We start from the raw sequence: 26987 nt of genomic DNA, 5'->3' as shown, positions 1-26987 counted from the left end.
TTTTCTTTATCTACTTGTTTTGTTCGATACGCTGCTACCCGCTTCTCTGCTCAAATGCAGGCTATCAATCATTCCTACCAGGCAAATCAACGCAATAAAAATAAACGACAGGCGGAAGCTGATGCCCGGCAGGTGAGAAAGCGTAAACCAGTCGCTGAACGCTTCCCCAAGACGAATACCAATCGCGCCGAGCGTGATCCCAAGCCCAACGGCCAGCTGTGAAGCGGTACTGAACAGGGTATTGGCATAGCTCATTTGCGTGGCAGGTACATCGGCAAACGCGAGCGTGCTGATGCCGGTAAATTGGATAGAACGGAAAACGCCGCCAAGATACAGAATCACCAGGATCAGCCAAACTGGCGTTTGCGGGGTTAAAAAAGCGCAGGCCAACAGCGAGAAAACGTTTAATGCGCCGTTAATCAGCAGCAGGCGGCGAAAGCCCAACCAGCGGATCAGCGGCGTTGTGAGGGGCTTGATGGTTAAGTTGCCGACAAACACGGCCAGCACCAGCAGCCCCGAGTGGAAGGGGTCCATACCAAATCCGACCTGGAACAGCAGCGGCAGCAGAAACGGCACGGCGCTAATCGAGGCGCGGAACAGGGAACCGCCGTACATGGTGACCCTGAAGGTGGGGATCTGTAGCGCATCAAGGCGCACCATCGGCCACGCGGTTCGACGGAAATGCCGCAGCGAGAAGAGCATACAGCCAAGGCCTAACGCCAGCAGCGCCAGGGTGTGCCAACCCAGAGGCTGGCGCTCGCCGAGAAGCTCCATGGCGGCAACCAGGCTAATCATCGCCACCGAGGTGGCAAGAAAGCCGGGCAGATCGAAAGGACGGCGCTCATCTTCGCGAATATTGGGAATGATGCGCAGCGACAGGGCGATAGCGATAAGCCCGAGCGGAACGTTAATAAAGAATATCCAGTGCCAGCTGGCGTAGCGGGTAATAAATCCGCCCAGCGGCGGGCCAATAATTGGCGCGACCAGCGCCGGCCAGGTCAGGGTAGCAATCGCCTTAATCAGCTGATGTTTCGGTGTGGTTCGCAGCACCGCCAGCCGGCCAACGGGTACCATCAGCGCGCCGCCTATCCCCTGAAGAATGCGCATCGCGACGAACACATCAACATGGGTCGACAGCCCGCAAAACACCGAAGCCAGGGTAAAAATCGCCAGCGCCAGAGTAAAGATTTTCCGGGCGCCGAAACGATCGGCGATCCAGCCGCTGGCCGGTATCAGGACCGCAAGGGTAATAAGATAGGCGCTAATCCCGATATTGAGATCGACCGCCGTCACGCCAAAATCTTTCGCCATGTCGGGCAGGGCGGTGGCAATCACCGTGCCGTCGAGAAACTCCATAAAAAAGGCGCCAGCCACCAGCAGCGCAGGCCCTGAAAAAGAACGGTCATCCCTGGAAGAGGTGTTTGTACTCATTATTGTGTCGCTGCCATAGCAAAGAGAGCGCAGAGTTGTCCGCAGCGTTCAGTGCTTAACGCTTCGGTTCCGCTCACTGTTGTTTAACAATTAAATTATTTTTTTAAAAAATAGGTGATTTTGCGCACGTTTTGATTGATTTTTGTGATGTAAGTCATATTATAGCCGTAAAGACATTAACACCTGCATAACAAAAAATGGAGTCAACCATGAAACTGCGCAAAATCCTGAAGAGCATGTTCGAAAACTACTGCAAAACCTTCAAAGACGTACCGCCTGGCGGTATGTTCTGATAAAAAACCTGCTGCGGCAGGTTTTTTTATATTCCACGATTTAGGTTACTATTACGCTCCTGAAAAAAGGAGTGAAACATGTCTCAACATCTTACCGAACACGACGAACTGGTTTCTGACGTGGTTGCCTGCCAGTTAGTCATCAAACAGATCCTCGATGTCATTGATATTATCGCCCCTGTCGAGGTACGCGAAAAAATGACCACCCAGCTGAAAGCTATCGATTTCGCCAGCCACCCGGCGTCGGCTGACCCGGTGACCCTGCGGGCGGTACAAAAGGCCATCGCGCTGATTGAACTGAAATTCACCCCGCAGGAAGAAGCGCACTAGCTGCGTTAGCCCCGTCATCATTGCGATCGCGGGGCGTTTTAACCGATTAGTGGGATACGGCGGTTTGAATGGCGCCTTTCTGGGTATCTTTAAACAGCTTGCTGTTGCCCCAGCACTCTTCGTAGCGGTGGCCGACTAAATCTTCCACGATAAGGCGAACCTCCGGCGCGATATCGCCGATCTTACCACCTGCCTTAATGCGCGCGACCTCCTGCAACACCACCAGGTGCGCCTTGCGATCGAGCTTCATCTGCTTACTGAACACAATGGCTGCCAGAGCCAGCAGAATCACCCCCGCGCAGAACACAACCGCAATCGCGGTGACCGCGCTTTCAGGCTGCGTATGCGCCTTCGACTGGAATCCGTAGAAGCTGAGGATCGCCCCCATGGAAAAGACGATGATAGAGCGCAAAATTTTACCGGAGAAGGTCATTGCTCCCGCATAGATCCCTTCGCGGCGACGGCCGGTATAGATTTCATCGACATCCGCCAAAAAGGTGTAAACGGTCCACGGAATGTAGTACACGCCGCCGGTGCCCAGGCCGAACAGTACGGTAATGCCAAACATAAGAATGGTTGCCAGGTGTGCTGGCAGATGGAAGAACCACAGCGAGGTGTAGAGCAGTACGGCAAAGATAACCACGCTCAGCGCCAGAATATAAGGTTTACTGAAGCCTTTCTTCACGCACAGGCCGATAAACAGGGCGGTTGATACCAGCTGCAGGATGGAGTTCAGACTGTTGAGGCCGGCTACCATCGCCGGATCGTGCTGCAGCACGAAGATAACGAAGTAAGTGAAGATCGACGCAAACAGCCACTCGGCGCCGAAGCCGCAGAGATACATACCAAGGTGTTTACGGAATACGCGCAGATAAAACGTGGAGCGCATATCTTTCGCCAGCATCAGCAGCGTACTGAGCAGCCCCTTTTTCTTTCCCTTGCTCATTTCCTCTTCTCGCGGACGCTCCCAGCTGCAGTACCACAGGCAGGAGATGGCCACGATGAGAATGACGCCGTAGGTGAGCCCGGTCAGGAAGAACGGGGTCGCGGATTCTTTCCCATAGAGCAGGATAAACTGTCCCGGGATAAAGGCCGCCAGGAAGTTGGCCAGTTTGCCGAAAATCGCTTTGTAACCGGTCAGTTTCGAACGCAGTGAGAAATCGTCTGTCATTTCGGTCGCCAATGTTTCATAGGGGACCATAATCGAGGTATAAATGATTTCAAAGACGACGTAGGTGCACAGGTAGTACCAGAAGCCGAGGCCTTCTACCCACAGCAGCGGGTAGAACATCATCAGCGGAATGCCAATCAATAAAAAGAAGCGGCGACGACCGAAGCGTTTACCAAGCCGCGTTTTGCCAAAGTTATCGGTGAGATAACCCATAAGCGGGTTACTAATCGCGTCAATAATACTGGCGACGGAAAAGATAAAGGAGGCTTCGATCAGCGTCAGCCCGCAGAAGGTTGTATAAAAATAGAGCAGCCATGCGCCGCTGATCGCCAGTGCGCCGCTTCCCAGCAAATTCCCGCCGCCGTAGGCTAACTGATGGCGTAACAAAATCGGTCTTCCCTGCAGCCCCTGTGAGGCTGAAGCCGTATATCTTGCCATTAAAATAAACTCCGTGTTTTAAATTTTTGAAACACTGTTTTTATATTATTAACTCATGGTTTTAAACGTGATCCAGATCACCAATACCCTGCTAATTCCTCCGGCTGAGCGGGAATGAGATCTGGTTAAAACTTTTTAATGCTTTTCAGGAATAAAAAACGGCGCCGAAGCGCCGAAAAAGAGGGTGAGCAGGGGAGGTAGGATAAAGCGAGTGCGGGCGCGAACAGGCGACGTATCCCCGCCAGTATGGGGTTAGCCGCGCTGGTTGCTGACCAGATCGAGCAGGTAACGATCGGTTTGTTGTTCGCTGGTCCCGGCTTTTTCCGCATGGCGTACTTCGTCAAGAATCGTCTCCAGCAGCATGCCATCCCGATCCTGTTGTTCCGCAAGCAGCGTCAGAAAGCGCAGGGTTGGCGCATCGCTTTGCGCCTTCGCCTCTTCCGCCAGGCTGGAGAGTATGCTGCTGCGCTGCTGATAATCCTCAACGGTTTTGCTAAAGAGGTCTTCAAGCGATGTGCATTCAGCGCTATAGGTATCTTGCGCTTTGACCACGGGCCAGGCGCCTGATTTTTTCATAAAATCAAAGACCCGCATCGTCTGCGTTATGCTGGCTTGCGCTCGGTTACGGAGAAAAGTGGCGGTACCGTTCAACCGGTGCTGAGTACACCATTCGCTTAAATGCAGATATAAATTTGAGGTATGGAATTCAAGATTCATCTGGTTATTTAGCTTTTGGACCATTCGTGGAACGACCATAAAAATATCCTTATTCTCTTTGGAGGGGCTGGCGTCATATCCTGACGCATCTATAGCAGGGCTGCGTAGAAATTATGGGGCACAGGAAGATAGCTCTGAATAATAATATTCAGAGCTTCTACGTATGCCTGTGTATTAAATTTCTTATCTCAACGGATATAGAATAGCGCTATATTTCAATTAAGAAAACTCTCAACGTCTAATATTTACATTTGGTTACAGCATCGGTAGATATCTTTATATAATGGTTTTTTGTTAGAGAAAATGCTGAGATTTAGCATCGGATTTAAATTTATCTGGATGATTTTATGTATTTTTATTTCGATCTCTCACTAATTAATAGTAGTGCTAGTGATGTTAGTGAAATTTCGTTTTAAAAATAGTGATTCATCGTTCTTTTTTTTGTGGTAGCCTGCGAGTAAGAAAATCAGCGGGGTCGTTCTGACTCATGTAACAAAGAGCAGATGATGACGTTAATTTAAAAAAATGCTGTGTTTGTAAACACATTATTGCTACCTGGCTATCTGAAGGAGACGGAAATGAAAAAAGTTGCGGTGCTGCTGGCGCCGGGTTTTGAGGAAGGCGAAGCGATTGTGGTTATTGATATTCTTCGTCGCTTGCATCTCAATGTTGAACTGCTCGCCTGCGCCGAGTCGCGCGCGGTAGTGAGCTACCATGATATCCCCATGGTGGCGGACAGCACGCTAACGGAACGCGCCGGCGCGCTATACGACGCGGTGGTTCTGCCTGGCGGTCCGCAGGGAAGCGTGAATTTGGCCGCCAGTCAGGCCGTCGTGGCGTTTATCTCGGCCCACGATGAAGCAGGAAAGCTGATCTGCCCAATCTGTTCGGCAGCCGCGAGAGTCCTTGGCGGCAACGGCCTGCTGAAGGGGCGTCGCTACGTCTGTTCGGGAGAGCTATGGCAAGACGTCTCCGACGGCGAGTACGTTGACCAGGCGGTGGTGGAAGACGGGAATTTGATCAGCGGTAAAGGGTTAGGGCACGTTTTTGATTTTTCGTTCACCGTCGCCGCCCGTTTATTGGGGGACGAGGCACCTGTTCGCGATCATGCGGAGCACATTTATTGCCAATGGCGATCTCTCCAGGGATAACTCTGCTGATGATATAGAGAATATTGCTACGGCCCGCGCTAATTGTCTGACAATTAGCGCTTTTTTTATGTCTTTTTTCGCTGTTTATATGTACGCAATTACTGTAATTCCGCGATGTGATTGGGCTCTCGTATGGAGAAATAATTTCCGGTTAATACTATTTAAACAACGGCACTCATGATTGAGATTTTCCTAATGCCTTGTTTTTCGTCCGATAAAAAATTTAAGTCTTATTTTTTCCTACATAAAAGCGAATTAAAGCTGGAGTTTACCATGCACAAATTTACTAAAGCGCTGGCGGCGATTGGTCTTGCCGCAGTTATGTCACAATCAGCTATGGCTGAGACGCTGAAGCTGGGTTTTCTGGTGAAACAGCCTGAAGAGCCATGGTTTCAAACAGAGTGGAAATTTGCCGATAAGGCCGGTAAAGATTTAGGTTTCGATGTGATTAAAATCGCTGTTCCCGACGGCGAGAAAACCCTTAACGCGATTGATAGCCTGGCGGCCAGCGGAGCCAAGGGCTTCGTCATTTGCACCCCGGACCCAAAACTCGGGGCGGCTATTGTCGCTAAAGCGCGCGGCTATGATATGAAAGTGATTACCGTCGATGACCAGTTCGTCAACGCCAAAGGCAAACCGATGGACAGCGTACCGCTGGTGATGATGGCGGCCAGCGAAATCGGCGCGCGTCAGGGGCAGGAACTGTATAAAGAGATGCAAAAACGCGGTTGGGATGTAAAAGACACCGCGGTTATGGCTATCACTGCCGATGAGCTGGATACCGCCCGCCGCCGTACCACCGGATCTATCGACGCGCTGAAAGCCGCCGGCTTCCCGGAGCAACAAATCTATCGCGTGCCAACCAAATCTAACGACATCCCCGGCGCGTTTGACGCCGGTAACTCCATGCTGGTTCAACATCCGAATGTTAAGCACTGGCTGATCGTCGGCATGAACGACAATACCGTGCTGGGCGGCGTGCGCGCGACCGAAGGCCAGGGCTTTAAAGCCCCTGACGTTATCGGTATCGGTATTAACGGCGTTGATGCGGTGAACGAGCTTTCTAAAGCCCAGGCCACCGGCTTCTACGGCTCTCTGCTGCCAAGCCCGGATATTCACGGCTATAAAACCAGCGAGATGCTTTACAACTGGGTAACGAAAGACGTTGAGCCGCCGAAATTCACCGCGGTAACCGACGTGGTGCTAATTACCCGTGACAACTTTAAAGAAGAGCTGGCGAAAAAAGGGCTGTAAGGCCGGTTGACCGGGCCTCTCGCAGTGCGCGAGGGGCTCCGTACAGAAAAGCGGAGTCGTTATGCAACAGTCTACCCCTTATCTCTCATTTCACGGCATCACCATGACCTTCCCGGGCGTTAAAGCGCTGTCCGACATTAGCTTTGGCTGCTATGCCGGACAGGTTCACGCCCTGATGGGAGAAAACGGCGCCGGGAAATCCACGCTGCTGAAAATTCTCAGCGGCAACTACATACCGACGGCCGGCAGCCTGCAGATCCGCGGTCAGCAGATGACGTTCAATCACACCACCGAGGCGCTGAACGCCGGGGTGGCGATTATCTATCAGGAGCTGCATCTGATTCCGGAAATGACCGTGGCGGAAAATATCTACCTCGGTCAGCTGCCGCATAAAGGCGGGATTGTGAATCGGTCGCTGCTGAATTATGAAGCAGGCCTGCAGCTTAAACATCTGGGGCTCGATATCGACCCGGAAACGCCGCTCAAATATCTCTCTATCGGCCAGTGGCAAATGGTGGAGATCGCTAAAGCGCTGGCGCGCAACGCCAAAATTATCGCCTTTGATGAGCCGACCAGCTCCCTTTCGGCGCGAGAAATTGAAAACCTGTTTCGGGTGATCCGCGAGCTGCGCCAGGAAGGACGGGTCATTATTTACGTTTCCCACCGTATGGAGGAGATCTTTGCGTTAAGCGACGTCATTACGGTATTCAAAGATGGCCGCTACGTGCGCACCTTTGACAATATGCAGGAGGTTAACCACGACGCGCTGGTCCAGGCGATGGTGGGGCGCGAACTGGGCGATATCTACGGCTGGCAGCCGCGTGAATATGGCAAAGAGCGTTTGCGTCTTGAGCAGGTGAAGGCGCCCGGCGTGCGCCAGCCCGTCAGTCTGTCGGTGCGCAGCGGAGAAATCGTCGGCCTGTTTGGGCTGGTCGGTGCCGGGCGCAGCGAGCTGATGAAAGGCTTATTCGGTGGCAGCAGAATAACCGGCGGTCAGGTTTATATCGACGGCGAGGCCATTGATATTCGTAAGCCAGCCCAGGCGATTCAGGCCGGGATGATGCTCTGCCCGGAAGACCGTAAAGCGGAGGGCATAATTCCGGTCCACTCGGTGCGCGACAACATCAATATCAGCGCTCGGCGCAAGCATATTCTCGCCGGCTGCGTTATCAACAACGCCTGGGAAGCGCAGAACGCCGACCAGCACATTAAATCGCTGAATATCAAAACGCCTGGCGCCGAGCAGCTGATTATGAACCTCTCCGGCGGCAATCAGCAGAAGGCGATCCTTGGCCGCTGGCTGTCGGAAGAGATGAAAGTCATCCTGCTTGATGAGCCAACGCGCGGTATTGACGTGGGCGCTAAGCACGAAATCTACAACGTTATCTATGCATTAGCGGCATCTGGCGTCGCGGTGGTTTTTGCCTCCAGCGATTTACCGGAAGTTCTCGGCGTTGCCGATCGCATCGTGGTTATGCGTGAGGGTGAGATTGCCGGAGAACTGCTGCATGAACATGCGAATGAACAGCAGGCATTGAGCCTTGCGATGCCAAAAGTGAGCCAGGCGGTCGCCTGAGTAAGGAGTCTATGATGTCATCAGTTACTACTTCAGGTACTACCCGGTCGGCTTTTAGCTTCTCCCGCGTCTGGGATCAGTTCGGCATGCTGGTTGTTTTTGCGGTGCTGTTTATTGGCTGCGTCATTTTTGTGCCTAATTTTGCCTCATTTATCAATATGAAAGGCCTGGGGTTGGCTATTTCTATGTCCGGAATGGTGGCCTGCGGGATGCTGTTTTGCCTGGCATCCGGCGACTTTGACCTGTCGGTCGCCTCGGTTATCGCCTGCGCCGGGGTGACCACGGCGGTGGTGATTAACCTGACAGAGAGCATGTGGATTGGCATCGGCGCCGGTCTGCTGCTCGGGGCGCTGAGCGGTCTGGTAAACGGTTTTGTGATTGCCCGCCTGAAGATTAACGCCCTGATCACCACCCTGGCGACCATGCAGATCGTTCGCGGTCTGGCCTATATCATCTCTGACGGTAAGGCGGTAGGGATTGAAGACGAGCGCTTCTTTACTCTCGGATACGCCAACTGGTTTGGTCTGCCAGCGCCTATCTGGCTGACCGTAGCCTGCCTGATTGTCTTCGGCCTGTTGCTCAATAAAACCACCTTCGGCCGTAATACCCTGGCGATTGGCGGCAACGAAGAAGCTGCGCGTCTGGCGGGCGTGCCGGTGGTGCGGACCAAGATCATTATTTTCGTCCTTTCCGGCCTGGTTTCTGCCGCGGCAGGCATTATCCTGGCTTCCCGTATGACCAGCGGTCAGCCGATGACCTCGATTGGCTATGAGCTGATTGTTATCTCGGCCTGCGTGCTGGGGGGCGTATCGCTGAAGGGCGGGATCGGTAAGATCTCCTACGTGGTGGCCGGGATCCTGATCCTGGGGACGGTGGAGAACGCGATGAACCTGCTGAACATCTCGCCGTTCTCGCAGTATGTCGTTCGCGGCGTGATTTTGCTGGCGGCGGTTATCTTTGACCGCTACAAACAGAAAGCGAAGCGCGCCGTTTAATCCAGGTCAACTTTTCAGTCTAATCCTAATCCATTGCCAGCGCTCGTTGCGCTGGCAATGACTATCAAAAATGGCGAGGCTGGTCACACTGTCTATACTTACATGGCTACAATAAATTAACACCCAGCATGTTGCTGGCCATGATAAGGAGGAAACAGGGTGGCTGACCAGATTTATGTACCGCCTGCGTTAACCGGAAACTGCGCTTTTTTCTTTGACCTCGACGGTACCCTTGCCGGTATCAAACCCCATCCCGATCAGGTGGTCATTCCTGCCGATGTTCTGCAGACGCTGCGCCAGCTCGTGCAGCAGCATAACGGCGCGGTGGCATTGATTTCAGGGCGCTCAATGGTTGAGCTGGATGAGCTTACCCGTCCTTACCGGCTGCCGCTTGCCGGTGTCCACGGGGCTGAACGCCGTGACATCAATGGTAAAACGCATATTGTCTCTTTACCTGATTCCCTCCTGAAGGCGCTGTCGGCGGAACTGACCGCGGCGCTGGATGCGTTGCCGGGATGCGAACTGGAAAGTAAGGGGATGGCTTTTGCGCTGCACTACCGTCAGGCGCCGGAGCATCAGCACGCGGTGCTGGCGCTGGCGCAAGCCGTCGTGCAGCGCCATCCCATTCTGGCTTTACAGCCGGGCAAGTGCGTGGTGGAGATCAAACCGCGCGGAGTGAATAAGGGTGAAGCGATAGCCGCTTTTATGCAGGAAGCTCCATTCAGAGGGCGCAAGCCGGTATTTGTCGGTGATGATTTAACCGATGAAGCGGGTTTTAGCGTCGTCAATCAACTGAGTGGCGTATCGGTCAAAGTGGGCGGCGGCGAGACCCAGGCGCGTTGGCGCCTGCCGGATGTCGCCGCTGTTCATCTTTGGATTAGTAACATCGCGAATCATGGGCAACAACCAGATGCGCTAACCGACAGGAGAGATGGCTATGAGTCGCTTAGTCGTAGTATCTAATCGTATTGCCCCGCCGGATGATAAAAAGGCCAGCGCCGGTGGCCTTGCCGTGGGGATTATGGGGGCATTAAAAGCAGCCGGAGGATTGTGGTTCGGCTGGAGTGGGGAAATCGGTGATGACCAGCAGCCGCTAAAAAAAGTGACTCAGGGAAATATAACCTGGGCCTCTTTCAACCTTAGCGAGCAGGATCACGACGAATATTACAACCGCTTTTCCAACGCCGTGCTATGGCCCGCGTTCCATTATCGTCTTGATCTGGTCGATTTTCAGCGTGAAGCCTGGGAGGGCTATCAGCGTGTCAACGCGAAGCTGGCCGATAAGCTGCTGCCGCTGATCGAAGCTGACGATATTGTCTGGATCCACGATTACCACCTGCTGCCGTTGGCCAGCGAACTGCGCCAGCGCGGCGTCAATAACCGCATCGGCTTCTTTTTACATATTCCGTTCCCGACGCCGGAAGTCTTTAACGCGCTGCCGCCGCACGCGGAGCTGCTGGAGCAGCTTTGCGATTACGATTTACTGGGCTTCCAGACCGAGAGCGACCGACTGGCGTTTCTGGACTGCGTATCGATGCAGACCCGTCTGACGACGCGCGGCGGAAAAAAACATGTGGCCTGGGGCAAACCTTTCCAGACCGAAGTCTACCCAATCGGTATCGATCCGGAAGAGATAGCGCGCAGCGCAAAAGGGCCGCTGCCGCCCAAGCTGGCGCAGCTGAAAAGCGAACTGAAAAGCGTGCAGAATATCTTTTCCGTCGAGCGGCTGGATTATTCGAAGGGGCTGCCGGAGCGTTTTCTCGCCTACGAGGCGCTGCTTGAAAACTATCCGCATCATCACGGTAAGATTCGCTATACCCAGATTGCGCCGACGTCGCGCGGCGATGTTCAGGCCTATCAGGATATTCGTCACCAGCTGGAAACCGCAGCCGGACGCATTAACGGCCGGTATGGCCAGCTGGGCTGGACTCCGCTTTACTACCTGAACCAGCACTTTGAACGCAAGCTGCTGATGAAAATCTTCCGCTACTCGGACGTCGGGCTGGTTACGCCGCTGCGCGATGGGATGAATCTGGTGGCGAAAGAGTATGTTGCCGCGCAGGACCCGCAAAATCCGGGTGTGCTGGTGCTGTCGCAGTTTGCCGGCGCGGCGAACGAGCTGCCGACGGCCTTAATCGTCAATCCTTACGATCGCGACGAGGTCGCCGCAGCGCTGGATCAGGCGCTAACCATGCCGCTGGCCGAGCGTATAGCCCGCCATTCGGCCATGCTGGCGGTGATTAAGGATAACGATATCCATCGCTGGCAGGAGCGGTTTATTGCCGATCTAAAGGAGATTGAGCCAGGCAGTGAGGAGAGTCACTTAGCGCGTAAGGTCGCAACTTTCCCCAAACTTGCCTGAGGCAACGACGGTTAGCGCTTCCCCGGCGCTAACCTTTTTCCAGACACACCAGCAGCACGTCAACGCCGCTGCTGCCAACGATATCTTTCGCCGAACAGGTTGCGCGAGAAAACAGGCTCTGGTTGTGGTTACCGCAAATCACCAGGTCAACGCGATGCTGCCGACAAAAATCCTTCACGTGATGAGCAATCCCGCCGCTGGCGATGGTCATTTTTTCGATAGGGTAGTCGGCGTGGCGGGCGAGTTCGGCCAGAAAACCGCGCGTCTCTTCCTGCATGACTTCGCGTAAATTTTCCATCATCGGCGCCGCAAACTGGTTGTACAACTCCGGATCGGTTGCCAGCGTGATCAGGCTGACTTTCGCATTAACCGGACGGGCGATTGAGACGGCTTTCTGAATGAGGACCCGGCTTTCCGGGGTTGGCGCCACGGCGACCAATAGATGTGAGTAGGGCATCAAGCCTCCTTGAGATACGCGAAATAACCCTTTCTATTGTCTTTACTCCGATTCCTTAGCTTTCGCAAGGTTTATCCACGGCGAAAAACCAGGCGCAGATTCTCCTCGACGCAAGGTCTTTTTGGCTGTCACCTCGCAACTTTTGGTCCGATCTTTTGTATTAAAAGAAACGCTGTTTTATAAATCAGTGAGGCGCGTTCATCGACTCTTTGTGTTTTTGCCAGTGAACGCTTTTGGCTGGCAAAAATGAAAAGGTAACGCCGTTCCCATGTTCTTAATGTAGCCATGTATCAACCCCTTTTGGCTGAATGGGCCAAAAAGCGGTTCGGAGTTCTCTAAAAAAAGACACAGGATTTACGGCGATGAAAACACGTAAAATCGGTTTGGTTAACTACCTTGCCTATGGATCGGGCGATTTCCTTGGTGCGGGGACAACCGCACTTACAGCAGCATGGCTGCTCTACTTCTACACCACCTTTTGCGGTCTTTCCCCTATCGAAGCGACGCTTATTTTTGCCACCGCCAGGGTGCTGGATGCGGTGATCAGTCCGCTGATGGGCTTCCTGACGGATAACTTTGGCTCGACCTGGCTGGGGAAACGTTTTGGCAGACGCAAGTTCTTCATCCTGCTCGGCATCCCCTGCGTATTTAGCTACTCCATCATGTGGGTAGGGGATATGGGGTTCTGGTACTACCTGCTGACCTATCTGCTGTTTGATATTGTCTACACCATGATTCTGGTGCCGTATGAAACGCTGGTGCCGGAAATGACCGATGATTTTAAACAGAAAACAAAATTCTCCGGCGCGCGTATTTCAATGGCCCAGATGTCAGCGATTCTGGCTTCGTTCCTGCCGGGCGTGCTGCTGACTATCTTCGGCAAAGACAACGCCGTTTCTTTCTTTTACGCCAGCCTGGTGTTCTCGGTACTGTGCGCGATGATGCTGACATTTGTCTGGTTCTTTACCTGGGAACGCCCGCGTGAAGAGTGGACGGAAGCCGCGCTACGCGCTGAAGAGGAGAAACAAAACCTGACGCTGTCTCAGAGCCTTAACCGCCTGTTTATTGAGTTAAGTTCGACCCTGCGAATTAAAATTTTTCGTCAGCATCTGGGCATGTATCTGGGAGGCTATATCGCCCAGGATGTGTTCAATGCGGTCTTTACCTACTACGTGGTGTTTGTGCTGATGCAGGAAGCCTCGATGGCCTCCAACCTGCTCGGTACCATGGCAATCTTCCAGTTTATCGCGGTTATCGCCATGATCCCGCTGTGCATTCGCTTCGGGCCGGCGCCATCGTACCGCATGGTGGTGGTGCTGTTCGGCCTGAGTTCGCTCTCCTACGCGGTGCTGTACTACGCTGGCCTTAGCGATGTTTATTCGCTGCTGCTGCTGATATCCGCGGTGGCTGGCCTGGGGCGCGGCGGCATCAACTATGTTCCGTGGAACACCTACACCTATATTGCCGACGTGGACGAAGTGATCACCGGCCAGCGCCGCGAAGGCATCTTCGCCGGGATTATGACCCTGACGCGTAAGGCGTCTCAGGCCGGCGCGGTGATGCTGGTGGGGATCATCATGCAGATGTCGGGCTTTGTCTCCGGGCAGAAAACGCAGCCCTATGAAGTGAGCCATACCATTCTGCTGATCCTCAGCGTCGGTACTTTAGTGGTGCTGGCCTGCGGTTTCCTCGTGTCCCTGCGCTTTAAGCTCAATCTGCAAACCCACAGCGTCCTGCGTGCGGAAACGCTGAAAATGCGTGAATCAGGCCGCGCTCAGCCGGAACTGGCAAGCGCCGAGGATCGTGAAGTGGTGGAGATGCTGGCCGGGATGCCGTACGACGCCCTGTGGGGAAACAACAATATTGGTTATCTGAATCGGAATAAACCCGCCGCGCCAGCGCTGAAGCAGCGTTCAGCCATGAATTCGACATATAACAGAGGTTAAGGATATGAAAGTTTGGCCTGTCAAACATAGCCCACTACTGCGCCAGCCGGAGCGTTTTATCGCCCGCAATGAACTGCAGGCGCTGATTCAGAAGGTGACGCGCAATCTGGTCAACATTAAGGACGAAAGCGGGCAATTTTTACTGCGGCTGGACGACGGACGCGTTATTGACACCAAAGGGTGGAACGGCTGGGAGTGGACTCACGGCGTCGGCCTGTACGGTATTTATCAGTACTACCAGCAGACCGGCGATACCGCGATGCGCGACATTATCGATAGCTGGTTTGCCGATCGCTTTGCCGAGGGCGCGACCACCAAAAACGTCAACACCATGGCGCCGTTTCTCACCCTGGCATACCGCTACGAAGAGACGGGTAACTCCGCGTATCTGCCCTGGCTCGATAGCTGGGCGGAGTGGGCGATGAACGAAATGCCGCGCACTGAATCTGGCGGCATGCAGCACATCACCCTGGCGGAAGAGAATCATCAGCAGATGTGGGACGACACGTTGATGATGACGGTTCTGCCGCTGGCGAAAATCGGCAAGCTGCTTAATCGTCCGGAATACGTAGAGGAGGCGGTATATCAGTTTTTGCTGCACGTGCAGAATCTGCTGGACCGCGAGACCGGCCTGTGGTTCCACGGCTGGAACTATGAGGGGCGGCATAATTTCGCCCAAGCCCGCTGGGCGCGCGGCAATAGCTGGCTGACTATCGTTATTCCGGATTTTCTGGAGCTGGTGGATTTACCCGAAAACAGCGCGGTACGGCGTTATCTGGTGCAGGTGCTGAATGCGCAGATTGCGGCGCTGGCCCGCTGTCAGGACGATAGCGGCCTGTGGCATACGCTGCTTGACGATCCCGACTCCTATCTGGAAGCGTCGGCGACCGCCGGTTTTGCTTATGGGATCCTCAAAGCGGTGCGCAAGCGCTACGTGAGTCAGGCGTATGCGGAGGTGGCGGAAAAAGCGATTCGCGGCATCGTGCAGAATATCTCACCGCAAGGGGAGCTGCTGCAAACGTCGTTCGGTACCGGAATGGGTTCGAATCTTGATTTTTATCGCGACATTCCGCTGACGTCGATGCCGTATGGCCAGGCGATGGCGATCCTGTGCCTGACGGAGTATCTGCGGAAGTATTTCTGAGAAGGGCGGAATTTCCCCGGTGGCGCTTACGCTTACCGGGGCTACAAGGATGTTGCAGATCTGATGAGCGCGGCGCCATCAGGCGTTATAAAACAAACCCGGCTTTCGCCGGGTTTGTTTTTACATCCGTTCTACAGTTTCGATACCCAGGGTATCCAGACCCAGCTTCAGCGTTTTTGCGGTCAGCAGTGCCAGCTTCAGGCGGCTGTTGCGCGTCTCTTCGCTTTCGGCGCTCAGGATCGGGCAGTGCTCGTAGAAGCCGGAGAACAGGCCAGCCAGATCGTACAGATAAGAGCACATGACGTGCGGCGTGCCTTCACGCGCGACGACGGTCAGGGTTTCTTCAAACTGCAGCAGACGGGCCGCCAGCTGGGCTTCACGGTCTTCGGTGATCACCACCGGCGCCGCCGCCAGCGTGCTTTCATCAATATCCGCTTTGCGGAACACGGAGAGCACGCGGGTATAGGCATACTGCATATAAGGCGCGGTATTGCCCTCAAAGGCCAGCATGTTATCCCAGTCAAAGATGTAGTCGGTGGTGCGGTTTTTAGACAAATCGGCGTATTTCACCGCGCCAATTCCGACCGCGTTCGCCAGTTTTTCCAGCTCATCGGCGGGCATATCCGGGTTTTTCTCCGCCACCAGACGGCGGGCGCGTTCCAGCGCTTCGTCCAGCAGGTCGGCGAGCTTCACGGTGCCGCCGGCGCGGGTTTTAAACGGTTTGCCGTCCTTGCCGAGCATCATGCCGAACATGTGGTGCTCCAGCGGGACGGAATCCGGCACGTAGCCGGCTTTACGCACGATGGTCCACGCCTGCATCAGGTGCTGGTGCTGGCGAGAGTCGATGTAGTAAAGCACGCGATCCGCATGCAGGTTTTCGTAACGGTATTTTGCGCAGGCGATATCGGTAGTGGTGTAGAGATAGCCGCCATCCTTCTTCTGGATAATCACGCCCATCGGTTCGCCTTCCTTGTTTTTGTATTCGTCAAGGAACACCACGGTCGCGCCTTCGCTTTCTACCGCCAGACCTTGGGCTTTCAGATCGGCAACGATACCCGGCAGCATCGGGTTATAGAGGCTTTCACCCATCACGTCGTCGCGGGTCAGAGTGACGTTCAGGCGGTTATAGGTAAGCTGGTTTTGCGACATGGTGATATCGACCAGCTTGCGCCACATTTCACGGAAGTACTCGTCGCCGCCCTGCAGCTTAACGACGTAGCTGCGCGCGCGCTCGGCGAAGGCTTCATCTTCGTCGTAGTGTTTTTTCGCTTCGCGATAAAAACCTTCGAGGTCGGCCAGCGCCATCTCGCCGGCGTTTTCCTGCTGCTGCTTTTCCAGGTACGCGATCAGCATGCCGAACTGGGTGCCCCAGTCGCCTACGTGGTTCGCGCGGATCACTTTATGCCCGAGAAATTCCAGCGTCCGCACCGCGGCATCGCCAATAATCGTGGAGCGCAGGTGGCCTACGTGCATCTCTTTCGCCACGTTCGGCGCGGAGTAATCGACCACCACCGTCTGCGCCTGCGGCTGAGCCACGCCCAGACGTTCGGATTTCAGCGCGCTGCTGACGTTTTCCGCGAGGAAAGCCGGGTCGAGGAAAATATTAATAAAGCCGGGACCGGCGATTTCGACCTTACTGGCAATGCCGCTCAGGTCGAGATGAGACAGGACCTGCTCTGCAAGTTGTCGCGGCGCCACGCCCAGTTTTTTGGCTACGGCCATCACGCCGTTGGCCTGATAATCGCCGAACTGGACTTTTGCTGACTGGCGTACCTGAGGTTCGCAATCGGCAGACGCGCCTGCCGCGATCAGGGCCTGACTGACTTTTTCTGAGAGAAGAGCCTGAATATTCACCGAAATACCTTACGTTTAATACGCCGTCACCCAGAGGGGGCGGCGCAGGAATGTGGACAAATTAGGGCGGGAGTATACTGCATTTGCGCCCACGCGTCAGCACCGCGCAGAGGTTGCTAAGCCTCGCGCTCAACGAATAACCGTTCACGGGGGGCCGCCGACGATTGTCGGTTGGTAGGGCGCGGGAAACGCGATAAATTAGCTCTTTTTAGCGAGTACCGAGGCTTACGATGGCGAACTGGCAGCAGATTAATGAATTAAACGATATTTCCGCGGACCTGCCGCGCTTTACCGAGGCGCTAAACGCGCTAGCTCATCGGCTTGGTCTCGATATTACGTCACTTGATGCCGACCATATTTCCCTGCGCTGTCATCAGAACGCCACGGCGGAACGCTGGCGTCGCGGCTTTGAACAATGCGGCACGCTGCTGTCGGAAAACGTGATTAACGGCCGGCCCATCTGTTTATTCCGCCTGGATGAGCCGGTGGTCGTGGCGCACTGGCGTTTTCGCATCGTTGAGCTGCCGTGGCCGGGCGAAAAGCGCTATCCGCACGAAGGTTGGGAGCATATTGAAATCGTGCTGCCTGGCGAACCTGAAACGCTCAATACCCGCGCGCTGGCGCTGCTGTCCGATGACGGGCTGAGCCAACCGGGTATTTTTGTCAAGACCAGCGCGCCGAAAGGTGCGCGTGAGCGTTTACCGAATCCAACCCTGGCGGTAACCGATGGTAAAGTGACGATCAAATTTCACCCGTGGTCGATTGAGCAAATTGTCGCCAGTGAACACGCTGAACGATGACAGTGTGACGTTACGCGGCGTCTGCCGGGAGAAATCGTGCCATTCTGGCGTGCCTGCTCAATCTACGGAGAGAAGAATGACCTTACTGGAAGTCTGCTGTTACAGCATGGAGTGCGCGCTGGAGGCCCAGCGCCGCGGCGCCGATCGCATCGAGCTATGCGCCGCGCCGCAGGAGGGGGGGCTGACGCCTTCGCTGGGCGTACTGAAATCGGTGCGTGAAGCGGTGACTATTCCCGTGCATCCGATTATTCGCCCGCGCGGCGGTGATTTTTGCTATACCGCGGGCGAGTTTGCCGCGATGCTGGATGATGTCGCCGCGGTGAAAGATCTCGGTTTTCCCGGCCTGGTAATCGGTATTCTTGACGCCGACGGTCGGGTGGATAGGGCGCGAATGAAAAAAATAATGGCGGCGGCGGGAACCCTGGCCGTCACCTTTCACCGGGCCTTTGATATGTGCGCCAACCCGCGCCAGGCCAGCGTTGAGCTGGCTGAACTCGGCGTTCAGCGTATCCTGACTTCGGGCCAGCAGGCGTCTGCCGAAAAAGGAATTTCATTAATCAGGGAACTTATTTCCCAAAGCGATACTCCTATTATTATGGCCGGTGCAGGAGTGCGCGCCGCCAACCTGCCGCTGTTTTTACAGGCGGGGGTAAAAGAGGTGCATACCTCGGCAGGCCAGTGGTTACCGTCCCCGATGCGCTTTCGCAATCCCGGATTGTCGATGTCTACGGATGCCGAAGCAGATGAATACTTACGCTACGCCGTCAATGGCGAAGCGGTAGCGGAAATGAAGAAGATAATTACCGCGTAGAGAGAGTAAACCGTTTTTTGCTGCACATCATGTCGCCCAATATGATGATTGCCCGTACCAGGCCCCTGCCCATTAAACAGGGGCCTTTTTTTATCCAGAATTAGCCCTGGCTACGGTTTTTTTTCGCCGCTAACGACTGCTGCGTTTCCGGTTTACTGGCAATAATCACCGCGCGCAGCGGGGCCGGATAGCCTTCGACCGTTTTGCTGCTATCGCGCGGATCGAGGAAATCGGCCAGCGACTCGGTGGTCATCCACTCGGTGCGGCGCTGCTCGTCGGTCGAAGTGACGCACGCATCGACAATACGCACATCGACAAATCCGCACTTCTCCAGCCACTGCTTCAGCGCGGCGGCGGACGGGATAAAGTAGACGTTGCGCATTTGGGCATAGCGGTCGCCCGGCACCAGTACGGTATTTTCGTCGCCTTCAACGACCAGCGTCTCCAGCACCAGCTCGCCGCCGGGAACCAGCTGATCTTTGAGCTGCCACAGGTGATCGAGCGGAGAGCGGCGGTGATACAGCACGCCCATCGAAAAGACGGTATCAAAGGCGTTGAGCGCCGGAAGCTGCTCAATGCCCAGCGGCAGCAGATGCGCGCGCTGGTCGTTGCCCAACAGTTTTCGCACCGCTTCAAACTGGCAAAGAAACAGCTGGGTGGGGTCGATGCCCACCGCCAGATGAGCGCCGGCGCCAATCATGCGCCACATGTGGTATCCGCTGCCGCAGCCGACATCAAGGATGGTACGCCCGGTCAGATCGGAAAGGTGCGGCAGTACGCGCTCCCACTTCCAGTCGGAACGCCATTCGGTATCGATATTCACGCCGTAAAGGGAGAAGGGCCCTTTACGCCACGGCATCAGATTCTTCAGCAGGTTTTCAATCCGCAGGCGCTGGCCTTCACCGAGCGGCGTTTCGCTCTCGGCGGTGACGCTGTGCAGCAGATCCAGACGGTAGGGCGCAAACTCGGGTAGAAACTCGACGGCCCGTTCCCATTCCCGGTATTTGCCGTGCAGCGCGTCGCGCTGCCAGGCCGCCACCTGGGCCGGCAGCGTCTCCAGCCAGTGCGAAAGCGGGCTTTTGGCAATCAATTGATAAAAGTTGCTGAAATCAATCATGCCGGGTCCCCGGATTTTACGGCGATTAACGATCCGAAGTTAAAGCACTGGAACCACAGCTCGGCATGTTCGAAACCGGCCTTACGCAGGCGCGCTTTGTGGGTTTCCACGGAATCGGTGAGCATCACGTTTTCCAGCATGCTGCGCTTTTGGCTGATTTCCAGCTCGCTGTAGCCGTTAGCGCGTTTGAAGTCGTGATGCATGTTGAACAAGAGTTCGCCGACGTTGTCATCTTCGAAGCTGAATTTTTCCGACAGCACCAGCGCGCCGCCCGGGTTCAGCCCCTGATAGACTTTGTCCAGAATGGCCTGACGTTCGCCCGGCTCGAGAAACTGAATGGTGAAATTGAGCACCACCATTGAGGCGTTTTCTATCGTGACGTGGCGAATATCGCCTTCAATTACCTCGACCGGCGTCGGCGCTTTATAGGCGTCAATATGGCGACGGCAGCGTTCGACCATCGCCGGCGAGTTATCGATGGCGATGATTTTGCAGCCAGAATGCGCAATATTGCGGCGCACGGACAGTGTGGCTGCGCCAAGCGAGCAGCCGAGATCGTAAACCTGGGTATCCGGCTGAACGAAACGTTCCGCCAGCATGCCGATCATCGAAATGATATTGGAATAGCCGGGAACAGAGCGCTGGATCATATCCGGGAAGACTTCAGCAACCCGTTCATCAAAGGTCCAGTCGCCGAGACTGGCAATCGGCGCGGAAAAAAGCGTATCGCGGTGAGACATAACGTTAAACCCGAAAAATCGAAAACGGCGTATTGTGCGCTAACGGACGGAGAAAACCAACTCCCAGGGCATATACCAGAAGTTCGCCAGCACCATCAGCAACAACGAACACCACGTCGCGCTCATGCCGGAACGGCGCCAGCGGTAGAGACGATGATGAAAGCCATACGAGTGCATCAGGCGCCCGGCGATCAGCAAGATACCGCAGACGTGGACCATCCAGGTCTGGGCGCCGTTCATCTCCATAAACAGCAGTAAGATCAGGCCAATGGGAACATACTCCACCGCGTTCCCGTGCACGCGAATAGCGACCTGCAGCTCGCTAAAACCACCGTCGCCGTAGCCTACGCGATATTGCGTCCTCAGGCGTACGACGTCCCAGGAAAACTTAATAAGCAATAACGCACCTAAGACCGCATACAGCGCGCTGACCATACTCAAAACTCCCTTTTATCGCTTCCGGTGGCTCAATTGAGGATAGCAGGATATCAGAAAAGGGAGGTTTGCTGCGGAATTGACGGCGCATTCCCTATTTCCGGTAGGGCAGTACGCAGATCGCCCCACAGGGTGTCGACCAGTTCCGGCGCCTGGGCGATATCCGGAGTATGGAGGAACAGGTACGGCGTGGCGGTCGGCGTCCATTTTGGCAGCGTGCGAATCCACACGCTAAAAAGCTCGCGATTCTGCGTCATATCATCGCTGCCGATAAAACGCACCATTGGATTATGGGCCGTCACCAGCGCATGGACGGGGACTTTAGGCTTCTTCTTCTGCGCCTCGATCATCGCCGGGCTGCGGGCGACGGCGCTATGAACCGGACGGCTATCAAGGATCACGCGATTGACGTTACGCTGATGCAGGCCGCGATTGAGCTGCTGTTCCGCTTCCCCTTTGGCGAAAAATTCCGGATGCCTTACCTCAACGCCGTAGCGGAATTCGCGCGGCAGGCTGTCGAGGAACGGCCAGAGGGCGGTGAGGTCCCGAGGGCCGAACGTCGCCGGCAACTGGAGCCAGTACTGGCCGATGCGCGAAGACAGCGGCGCCAGACGGGTAAAAAACTCATGGCTTAAGTCGTCGCAGTTGCGCAGCGCCGCCTGGTGCGAAATGGTGGCCGGAAATTTGAAGCAGAAGCGAAAATCGTCGTGGGTTTGTTCATACCAGCGGCTGACAATCTCCGCTTTTGGTAACGCGTACAGGGTGGTGTTGCCCTCCACGCAGTTGAAGTGGCGGGCATACTCTTCAAGGCTGGTGATACCCAGCCGCACCCACTTCGGGTGCGCCCACTGGGGAAGCCCTATATAAATCATAATGCGGCAAGCACCTCCTCGGTACTACGCACGCGGGCAATCCGCGGGAAGATATGCGTCATGCTGCTAAGATGCTGTTCCGCCGTCGCCGCGCTGCAGGCGTCTTCGACAAGAATGAGGTTAAAACCCAGCTCCCAGGCGTTGCGCGCCGTAGATTCGACGCCGATATTCGTGGAGATACCGCACAGGATAATCGTATCGATACCGCGACGGCGAAGCTGCAGCTCCAGGTCGGTGCCGTAAAAGGCCCCCCACTGGCGTTTGGTGACTTCGATATCGCTCGCCTGTTTTTCCAGCGCGAGCGGATAGGCCCACCAGTTTTCCGGTAGCGTTGGCGCGCCTGCCTGAGCATCGACCGGCTGCTTCAGCGCTTCCGCGAAATCCGCCGACCAGCCAACGCGAACCATGACCACCGGGGAACCCTGCTGGCGGCACTTTTTCGCCAGACTCGCGGCGCGCTCAACCACTTCGTCAGCGCGATGCGGGCCGCCGGCAAACGGTAAAATGCCTTCCTGCAGGTCAATAACGACCAGCGCGGTCTTTTTTGCATTGAGTTCTAACATGATATCCCCGTATCTTCTTTTGTTGTCAGGCCGCTACAATACCGTTGCCGATCTCGCCCGAGGGTAACAAATTTTGTTAATTTTTGTGAGTACAAGCAATAAGCGTGCAGCAAAGCAACGCAGCGCGCTGCGCCGGACTTATCGTGCGGCATAATTTCCAGTATAATAGCCGCCTTTTTTCATTCAGTTGTGACATCAGCTAAAGCTGCGACCTCGTCGCCTGCAAGGCAGGCAACAATCCGCCTGCGGCTAAGTTAAGGGATATCTCATGCGTACAGAATATTGCGGGCAGCTTCGTCTGTCCCACGTAGGGCAGCAAGTGACTCTGTGTGGTTGGGTCAACCGGCGTCGTGATCTTGGTAGCCTTATCTTTATCGATATGCGTGACCGCGAAGGCATCGTGCAGGTGTTTTTCGATCCGGATCGCGCCGACGCATTAAAGCTGGCCTCTGAACTGCGTAATGAGTTCTGCATCCAGGTCACCGGCACCGTGCGTGCGCGTGACGAAAAAAACGTGAATAGCGATATGGCCACCGGCGCCATCGAAGTGCTGGCATCCGACCTGACCATTATCAACCGCGCCGAAGCGCTGCCGCTGGACTCCAACCACGTCAACACCGAAGAAGCGCGTCTGAAATACCGCTACCTGGACCTGCGTCGTCCGGAAATGGCGCAGCGCCTGAAAACCCGTGCGAAGATTACCAGCCTCGTCCGCCGTTTTATGGACGACCACGGCTTCCTCGATATCGAAACGCCGATGCTGACCAAAGCTACCCCGGAAGGCGCGCGCGACTATCTGGTGCCTTCTCGTGTGCATAAAGGCAAATTCTACGCGCTGCCGCAGTCTCCCCAGCTGTTCAAACAGCTGCTGATGATGTCCGGTTTTGACCGCTACTATCAGATTGTTAAATGTTTCCGCGACGAAGACCTGCGCGCCGACCGCCAGCCGGAATTCACCCAGATCGACGTCGAGACCTCCTTTATGACCGCCGAGCAGGTGCGTGAAGTGATGGAAGCGCTGGTGCGTAATCTGTGGCAGGAAGTGAAGGGCGTGGATCTGGGCGATTTCCCGATCATGACCTTCGCCGAAGCCGAGCGCCGCTACGGTTCCGATAAACCAGACCTGCGTAACCCGATGGAGCTGGTGGACGTTGCCGATCTGGTCAAAGCGGTGGAATTCGCCGTCTTCGCAGGTCCAGCTAACGACGCCAAAGGCCGCGTAGCCGCGCTGCGCGTACCGGGCGGCGCTGCGCTGACCCGTAAGCAAATCGACGAGTACGGTAAGTTTGTCCAGATCTACGGCGCAAAAGGCCTGGCCTATATTAAAGTCACCGAGCGGGCGAAAGGCCTTGAAGGCATCAACAGCCCGGTAGCTAAATTCCTTAACGCCGACATCGTTGAAGCGATCCTTGAGCGCACCGGCGCGCAGGATGGCGACATGATCTTCTTCGGCGCGGATAACAAAAAGGTTGTCGCCGACGCGCTCGGCGCGCTGCGTCTGAAGCTGGGCAAAGACCTGAACCTGACCGACGAAAACAAATGGGCGCCGCTGTGGGTTATCGACTTCCCGATGTTTGAAGACGACGGTGAAGGCGGCCTGACCGCGATGCACCATCCGTTCACCTCGCCGAAAGATATGTCCGCCGCCGAGCTGAAGGCCGCGCCGGAAGACGCGGTGGCCAACGCCTACGATATGGTCATCAATGGCTATGAAGTCGGCGGCGGTTCGGTACGTATTCACAGCGGTGAAATGCAGCAAACCGTGTTCGGCATTCTCGGCATTAACGAGCAAGAGCAGCGCGAGAAGTTTGGCTTCCTGCTGGACGCGCTGAAATACGGTACTCCGCCGCACGCGGGCCTGGCTTTCGGTCTTGACCGTTTGACCATGCTGCTGACCGGTACCGATAATATCCGTGACGTTATCGCCTTCCCGAAAACCACCGCCGCCGCTTGCCTGATGACCGAAGCGCCAAGCTTCGCTAACCCGGCATCGCTGAGCGAGCTGGGTATTCAGGTGGTGGCGAAAGAGGCAAAAGAGTCTCTGGAGAATAAGTAAGATGTCATTCAAGCTCCCCGTTTCCGTGCTGGTGGTGATTTACGCCAAAGATACGAAGCGGGTGCTGATGTTACAGCGGCGCGACGATCCCGCGTTCTGGCAGTCGGTTACCGGCAGCCTGGAGGAGGGAGAGACCGCACCGCAGGCTGCCGCGCGTGAAGTTATGGAAGAAGTCGCCATTGATGTCGCCAGCGAGCAGCTGGCGTTGGTTGACTGTCAGCGCACGGTAGAGTTCGAGATATTTTCTCATTTACGTCATCGCTATGCGCCGGGCGTTGAGCGTAATACGGAATTTTGGTTCCGTCTTGCGCTCCCCCATGAACGCCAGATTGTCTTTACGGAACATCTGGACTATCGCTGGGTTGATGCGGCGGAAGCCGCCACGTTGACCAAGTCCTGGAGCAACCGGCAGGCGATTGAAGAATTTGTAATTAACGCCGCCTGAAAGGGCGCGCTTTTTTGGAGAGTTTTTTATGGCAGGTCATAGTAAATGGGCCAACACCAAGCACCGCAAAGCGGCACAGGATGCCAAGCGCGGTAAGATCTTTACGAAAATTATTCGCGAGCTGGTCACCGCCGCGCGTCTGGGCGGCGGCGATGCGGGATCTAACCCGCGTCTGCGCGCGGCAATCGACAAAGCGCTGAGCAACAACATGACCCGCGACACCCTGAACCGCGCTATTGCCCGCGGCGTGGGCGGCGATGATGATGCGAACATGGAAACCATCATCTATGAAGGTTACGGTCCTGGCGGCACGGCGGTGATGGTTGAATGTCTGTCCGACAACCGTAACCGTACCGTTGCGGAAGTCCGTCATGCCTTCACCAAAACCGGCGGTAACCTGGGGACCGACGGTTCCGTTTCCTACCTGTTCAGCAAAAAAGGCGTTATCTCCTTCGAGAAAGGCGACGAAGATGCGATCATGGAAGCGGCGCTGGAAGCGGGCGCGGAAGACGTTGTGACCTATGACGACGGCGCGATTGACGTTTATACCGCGTGGGAAGAGATGGGCGCGGTACGCGATGCGCTGGAAGCCGCCGGCCTGAAAGCGGACGCCGCTGAAGTCTCGATGATCCCGTCAACCAAAGCGGACATGGACGCGGAAACTGCGCCGAAACTGCTGCGTCTGATCGATATGCTGGAAGATTGCGACGACGTGCAGGAAGTTTATCACAACGGCGAGATCTCTGATGAGGTCGCCGCAACGCTCTAATGTTGCCGACCGTTAAACCACTAACCGGAGGCGCGTGATGGCCATTATTCTCGGCATTGACCCGGGGTCGCGCGTCACTGGTTATGGCGTCATCCGCCAGGTTGGACGCCAGCTCAGCTATCTGGGCAGCGGCTGTATTCGCACGAAAGTGGATGATTTACCGTCTCGCCTGAAGCTCATCTATGCGGGCGTCACGGAAATTATTACCCAGTTCCAACCGGACTATTTCGCCATCGAACAAGTGTTTATGGCCAAGAACGCCGACTCGGCGCTGAAGCTCGGCCAGGCGCGCGGCGTGGCGATTGTCGCGGCGACGAATCAGGACCTGCCGGTCTTTGAGTACGCCGCCAGGCAGGTAAAGCAGACCGTTGTCGGCATCGGCAGCGCGGAAAAGAGCCAGGTGCAGCATATGGTGCGCACCTTGCTCAAGCTGCCGGCCAACCCGCAGGCGGATGCGGCGGATGCTTTAGCCATCGCCATCACCCACTGCCACGTCAGCCAGAACGCCGCCCAGATCAGCGAAAGCCGCCTGAATCTGGCGCGTGGACGCTTACGATAACCTGAAATCAGGCTGGATATCTATCCAGCCTTTTTTTATGATACCGCATTAGACTTTCAGCCCTTAATCCAGGAGCTCCACGTGATAGGCAGACTCAGAGGCATCATTCTCGAAAAACAACCCCCGCTGGTTTTACTCGAAACGGGAGGCGTAGGCTATGAGGTTCATCTGCCGATGACCTGTTTCTACGAGCTGCCGGACGTGGGCAAAGAGGCGATCATTTTTACCCACTTTATCGTCCGCGAAGACGCTCAGCTGCTGTATGGCTTTAACAACAAGCAGGAGCGCACGCTGTTTAAAGAGCTGATTAAAACCAACGGCGTCGGTCCGAAGCTGGCGCTGGCGATCCTTTCCGGCATGTCGGCGCAGCAGTTTGTGAATGCCGTTGAGCGTGAGGAGCTGGCGGCGCTGGTGAAGCTGCCGGGAATCGGCAAGAAAACCGCGGAACGCCTGATTGTCGAAATGAAAGACCGCTTTAAAGGGCTGCACGGCGATCTGTTTACGCCGGCGGCGGATCTGGTGCTGACGTCTCCAGCCGGTCCTTCTGATGATGATGCTGAACAGGAAGCGGTTGCCGCGCTGGTGGCGCTGGGCTATAAACCTCAGGAGGCCAGCCGGATGGTCAGCAAAATCGTGCGCCCGGATGCCAACAGTGAAACGCTAATTCGCGAAGCGCTCCGCGCCGCGTTGTGAGGTAAGGG

Annotated in this window: 28 protein-coding genes; 17 read left to right on the top strand and 11 right to left on the bottom strand. The window is 55.5% G+C overall.

Translation table 11 applies throughout. From position 1 onward, the window contains the following. Positions 1 to 6 precede the first annotated feature (6 nt). Positions 7 to 1431, bottom strand: coding sequence for an MFS transporter (locus tag KOSB73_RS19735; RefSeq protein WP_004136618.1), 1425 nt, complete (start codon positions 1429 to 1431; stop codon positions 7 to 9). A 209-nt stretch (positions 1432 to 1640) separates the two neighbouring features. Between KOSB73_RS19735 and azuC the strand changes: the two genes are divergently transcribed. Together azuC and KOSB73_RS19725 are read left to right on the top strand one after the other, a co-directional pair. Further along, a complete protein-coding gene (azuC, locus tag KOSB73_RS19730; RefSeq protein ID WP_004136622.1) occupies positions 1641 to 1724 on the top strand; it encodes a stress response protein AzuC in 84 nt (27 codons plus the stop codon). Positions 1725 to 1802: 78 nt separating this feature from the next. Then, positions 1803 to 2054 (top strand): DUF2766 family protein, encoded by a 252-nt coding sequence (locus tag KOSB73_RS19725; protein WP_004103438.1) that lies wholly within the window; start codon positions 1803 to 1805, stop codon positions 2052 to 2054. Between the two features lie 46 nt (positions 2055 to 2100). Here the strand turns inward: KOSB73_RS19725 and KOSB73_RS19720 are convergent, their stop codons facing one another. Continuing rightward, a complete protein-coding gene (locus KOSB73_RS19720) occupies positions 2101 to 3663 on the bottom strand; it encodes an MFS transporter (protein ID WP_049089581.1) in 1563 nt (520 codons plus the stop codon). A gap of 252 nt (positions 3664 to 3915) precedes the next feature. After that, on the bottom strand, positions 3916 to 4419 hold the full coding sequence (locus KOSB73_RS19715) for a non-heme ferritin-like protein (protein ID WP_004136625.1): 504 nt from the start codon (positions 4417 to 4419) through the stop codon (positions 3916 to 3918). 539 nt (positions 4420 to 4958) lie between these two features. Here KOSB73_RS19715 and KOSB73_RS19710 point away from each other — a divergent pair. The 6 genes from KOSB73_RS19710 (at position 4959) to otsA (ending at position 11718) form a co-directional block, all read left to right on the top strand. Next, positions 4959 to 5531 (top strand): DJ-1/PfpI family protein, encoded by a 573-nt coding sequence (locus KOSB73_RS19710; RefSeq protein WP_004136626.1) that lies wholly within the window; start codon positions 4959 to 4961, stop codon positions 5529 to 5531. A gap of 273 nt (positions 5532 to 5804) precedes the next feature. Further along, positions 5805 to 6785, top strand: coding sequence for an arabinose ABC transporter substrate-binding protein (locus KOSB73_RS19705; protein WP_024359886.1), 981 nt, complete (start codon positions 5805 to 5807; stop codon positions 6783 to 6785). A 61-nt stretch (positions 6786 to 6846) separates the two neighbouring features. After that, a complete protein-coding gene (araG, locus tag KOSB73_RS19700) occupies positions 6847 to 8361 on the top strand; it encodes an L-arabinose ABC transporter ATP-binding protein AraG (protein WP_098140859.1) in 1515 nt (504 codons plus the stop codon). A 14-nt stretch (positions 8362 to 8375) separates the two neighbouring features. Beyond that, positions 8376 to 9356, top strand: a complete 981-nt coding sequence (gene araH, locus KOSB73_RS19695; RefSeq protein WP_004136631.1) for an L-arabinose ABC transporter permease AraH — start codon at positions 8376 to 8378, stop codon at positions 9354 to 9356. A gap of 159 nt (positions 9357 to 9515) precedes the next feature. Then, entirely contained in the window at positions 9516 to 10319 is an 804-nt protein-coding gene (gene otsB / locus KOSB73_RS19690; protein WP_004136637.1) for a trehalose-phosphatase, read from the top strand. After that, positions 10294 to 11718, top strand: a complete 1425-nt coding sequence (otsA, locus tag KOSB73_RS19685; protein ID WP_004136641.1) for an alpha,alpha-trehalose-phosphate synthase — start codon at positions 10294 to 10296, stop codon at positions 11716 to 11718. The genes otsB and otsA overlap by 26 nt, the downstream gene beginning before the upstream one ends. A 28-nt stretch (positions 11719 to 11746) precedes the next feature. Here the strand turns inward: otsA and uspC are convergent, their stop codons facing one another. Both uspC and KOSB73_RS30895 read right to left on the bottom strand, forming a co-directional pair. Then, a complete protein-coding gene (uspC, locus tag KOSB73_RS19680) occupies positions 11747 to 12175 on the bottom strand; it encodes a universal stress protein UspC (RefSeq protein WP_004122077.1) in 429 nt (142 codons plus the stop codon). A gap of 128 nt (positions 12176 to 12303) precedes the next feature. After that, positions 12304 to 12462 carry a hypothetical protein gene (locus KOSB73_RS30895; protein ID WP_155553276.1) on the bottom strand — a complete coding sequence of 53 codons (159 nt, stop codon included), beginning with the start codon at positions 12460 to 12462 and terminating at the stop codon, positions 12304 to 12306. A gap of 75 nt (positions 12463 to 12537) precedes the next feature. On the opposite strand from KOSB73_RS30895, the gene KOSB73_RS19670 reads away from it, so the two are divergent. Together KOSB73_RS19670 and bglB are read left to right on the top strand one after the other, a co-directional pair. Then, positions 12538 to 14121 (top strand): MFS transporter, encoded by a 1584-nt coding sequence (locus tag KOSB73_RS19670; RefSeq protein WP_004136643.1) that lies wholly within the window; start codon positions 12538 to 12540, stop codon positions 14119 to 14121. Positions 14122 to 14125: 4 nt separating this feature from the next. Continuing rightward, positions 14126 to 15265, top strand: coding sequence for a beta-galactosidase BglB (gene bglB, locus KOSB73_RS19665; RefSeq protein ID WP_024359883.1), 1140 nt, complete (start codon positions 14126 to 14128; stop codon positions 15263 to 15265). 120 nt (positions 15266 to 15385) lie between these two features. Here the strand turns inward: bglB and argS are convergent, their stop codons facing one another. Then, complete coding sequence (gene argS, locus KOSB73_RS19660; RefSeq protein ID WP_098140857.1) at positions 15386 to 17119, bottom strand: arginine--tRNA ligase; 1734 nt, start codon at positions 17117 to 17119, stop codon at positions 15386 to 15388. Positions 17120 to 17349: 230 nt separating this feature from the next. On the opposite strand from argS, the gene KOSB73_RS19655 reads away from it, so the two are divergent. Further along, the gene (locus KOSB73_RS19655) at positions 17350 to 17919 is read left to right on the top strand and encodes a VOC family protein (RefSeq protein ID WP_004136649.1); all 570 of its coding nucleotides are present in this window, start codon (positions 17350 to 17352) and stop codon (positions 17917 to 17919) included. A gap of 76 nt (positions 17920 to 17995) precedes the next feature. After that, positions 17996 to 18730 (top strand): copper homeostasis protein CutC, encoded by a 735-nt coding sequence (cutC, locus tag KOSB73_RS19650; protein WP_029669910.1) that lies wholly within the window; start codon positions 17996 to 17998, stop codon positions 18728 to 18730. Positions 18731 to 18830: 100 nt separating this feature from the next. Here the strand turns inward: cutC and cmoB are convergent, their stop codons facing one another. From cmoB to KOSB73_RS19625, 5 genes are read right to left on the bottom strand one after another with little or no spacing between them, the layout of a single operon-like run. Then, entirely contained in the window at positions 18831 to 19847 is a 1017-nt protein-coding gene (gene cmoB, locus KOSB73_RS19645) for a tRNA 5-methoxyuridine(34)/uridine 5-oxyacetic acid(34) synthase CmoB (RefSeq protein WP_004136659.1), read from the bottom strand. Beyond that, on the bottom strand, positions 19844 to 20587 hold the full coding sequence (gene cmoA / locus KOSB73_RS19640) for a carboxy-S-adenosyl-L-methionine synthase CmoA (protein WP_049085135.1): 744 nt from the start codon (positions 20585 to 20587) through the stop codon (positions 19844 to 19846). Before cmoA ends, cmoB begins: the two co-directional genes overlap by 4 nt. A 39-nt stretch (positions 20588 to 20626) precedes the next feature. Next, the gene (locus KOSB73_RS19635; RefSeq protein WP_004122068.1) at positions 20627 to 21022 is read right to left on the bottom strand and encodes an MAPEG family protein; all 396 of its coding nucleotides are present in this window, start codon (positions 21020 to 21022) and stop codon (positions 20627 to 20629) included. Between the two features lie 53 nt (positions 21023 to 21075). Continuing rightward, on the bottom strand, positions 21076 to 21894 hold the full coding sequence (locus KOSB73_RS19630; RefSeq protein ID WP_004136670.1) for a DUF72 domain-containing protein: 819 nt from the start codon (positions 21892 to 21894) through the stop codon (positions 21076 to 21078). Further along, positions 21891 to 22457, bottom strand: coding sequence for a hydrolase (locus KOSB73_RS19625; protein WP_004136672.1), 567 nt, complete (start codon positions 22455 to 22457; stop codon positions 21891 to 21893). Before KOSB73_RS19625 ends, KOSB73_RS19630 begins: the two co-directional genes overlap by 4 nt. 268 nt (positions 22458 to 22725) lie before the next feature. Between KOSB73_RS19625 and aspS the strand changes: the two genes are divergently transcribed. The 5 genes from aspS to ruvA all read left to right on the top strand — a co-directional run bounded on the left by aspS (position 22726) and on the right by ruvA (position 26979). After that, a complete protein-coding gene (aspS, locus tag KOSB73_RS19620) occupies positions 22726 to 24513 on the top strand; it encodes an aspartate--tRNA ligase (RefSeq protein ID WP_004136675.1) in 1788 nt (595 codons plus the stop codon). A gap of 1 nt (position 24514) precedes the next feature. Continuing rightward, positions 24515 to 24958: a dihydroneopterin triphosphate diphosphatase gene (nudB, locus tag KOSB73_RS19615; RefSeq protein WP_004122064.1), complete on the top strand. Its 444-nt coding sequence runs from the start codon at positions 24515 to 24517 to the stop codon at positions 24956 to 24958. Between the two features lie 28 nt (positions 24959 to 24986). After that, positions 24987 to 25727 carry a YebC/PmpR family DNA-binding transcriptional regulator gene (locus KOSB73_RS19610; RefSeq protein WP_004122063.1) on the top strand — a complete coding sequence of 247 codons (741 nt, stop codon included), beginning with the start codon at positions 24987 to 24989 and terminating at the stop codon, positions 25725 to 25727. Between the two features lie 37 nt (positions 25728 to 25764). Beyond that, positions 25765 to 26286 (top strand): crossover junction endodeoxyribonuclease RuvC, encoded by a 522-nt coding sequence (gene ruvC, locus KOSB73_RS19605; protein WP_004113791.1) that lies wholly within the window; start codon positions 25765 to 25767, stop codon positions 26284 to 26286. 81 nt (positions 26287 to 26367) lie between these two features. Further along, positions 26368 to 26979, top strand: a complete 612-nt coding sequence (gene ruvA, locus KOSB73_RS19600; protein ID WP_004103390.1) for a Holliday junction branch migration protein RuvA — start codon at positions 26368 to 26370, stop codon at positions 26977 to 26979. Positions 26980 to 26987 lie beyond the last annotated feature (8 nt).

This window comes from Klebsiella grimontii, assembly GCF_900200035.1.
In the GTDB taxonomy this organism is placed as follows: Bacteria; Pseudomonadota; Gammaproteobacteria; order Enterobacterales; family Enterobacteriaceae; genus Klebsiella; species Klebsiella grimontii.
This window is presented reverse-complemented; position numbering and strand designations above follow the sequence as displayed.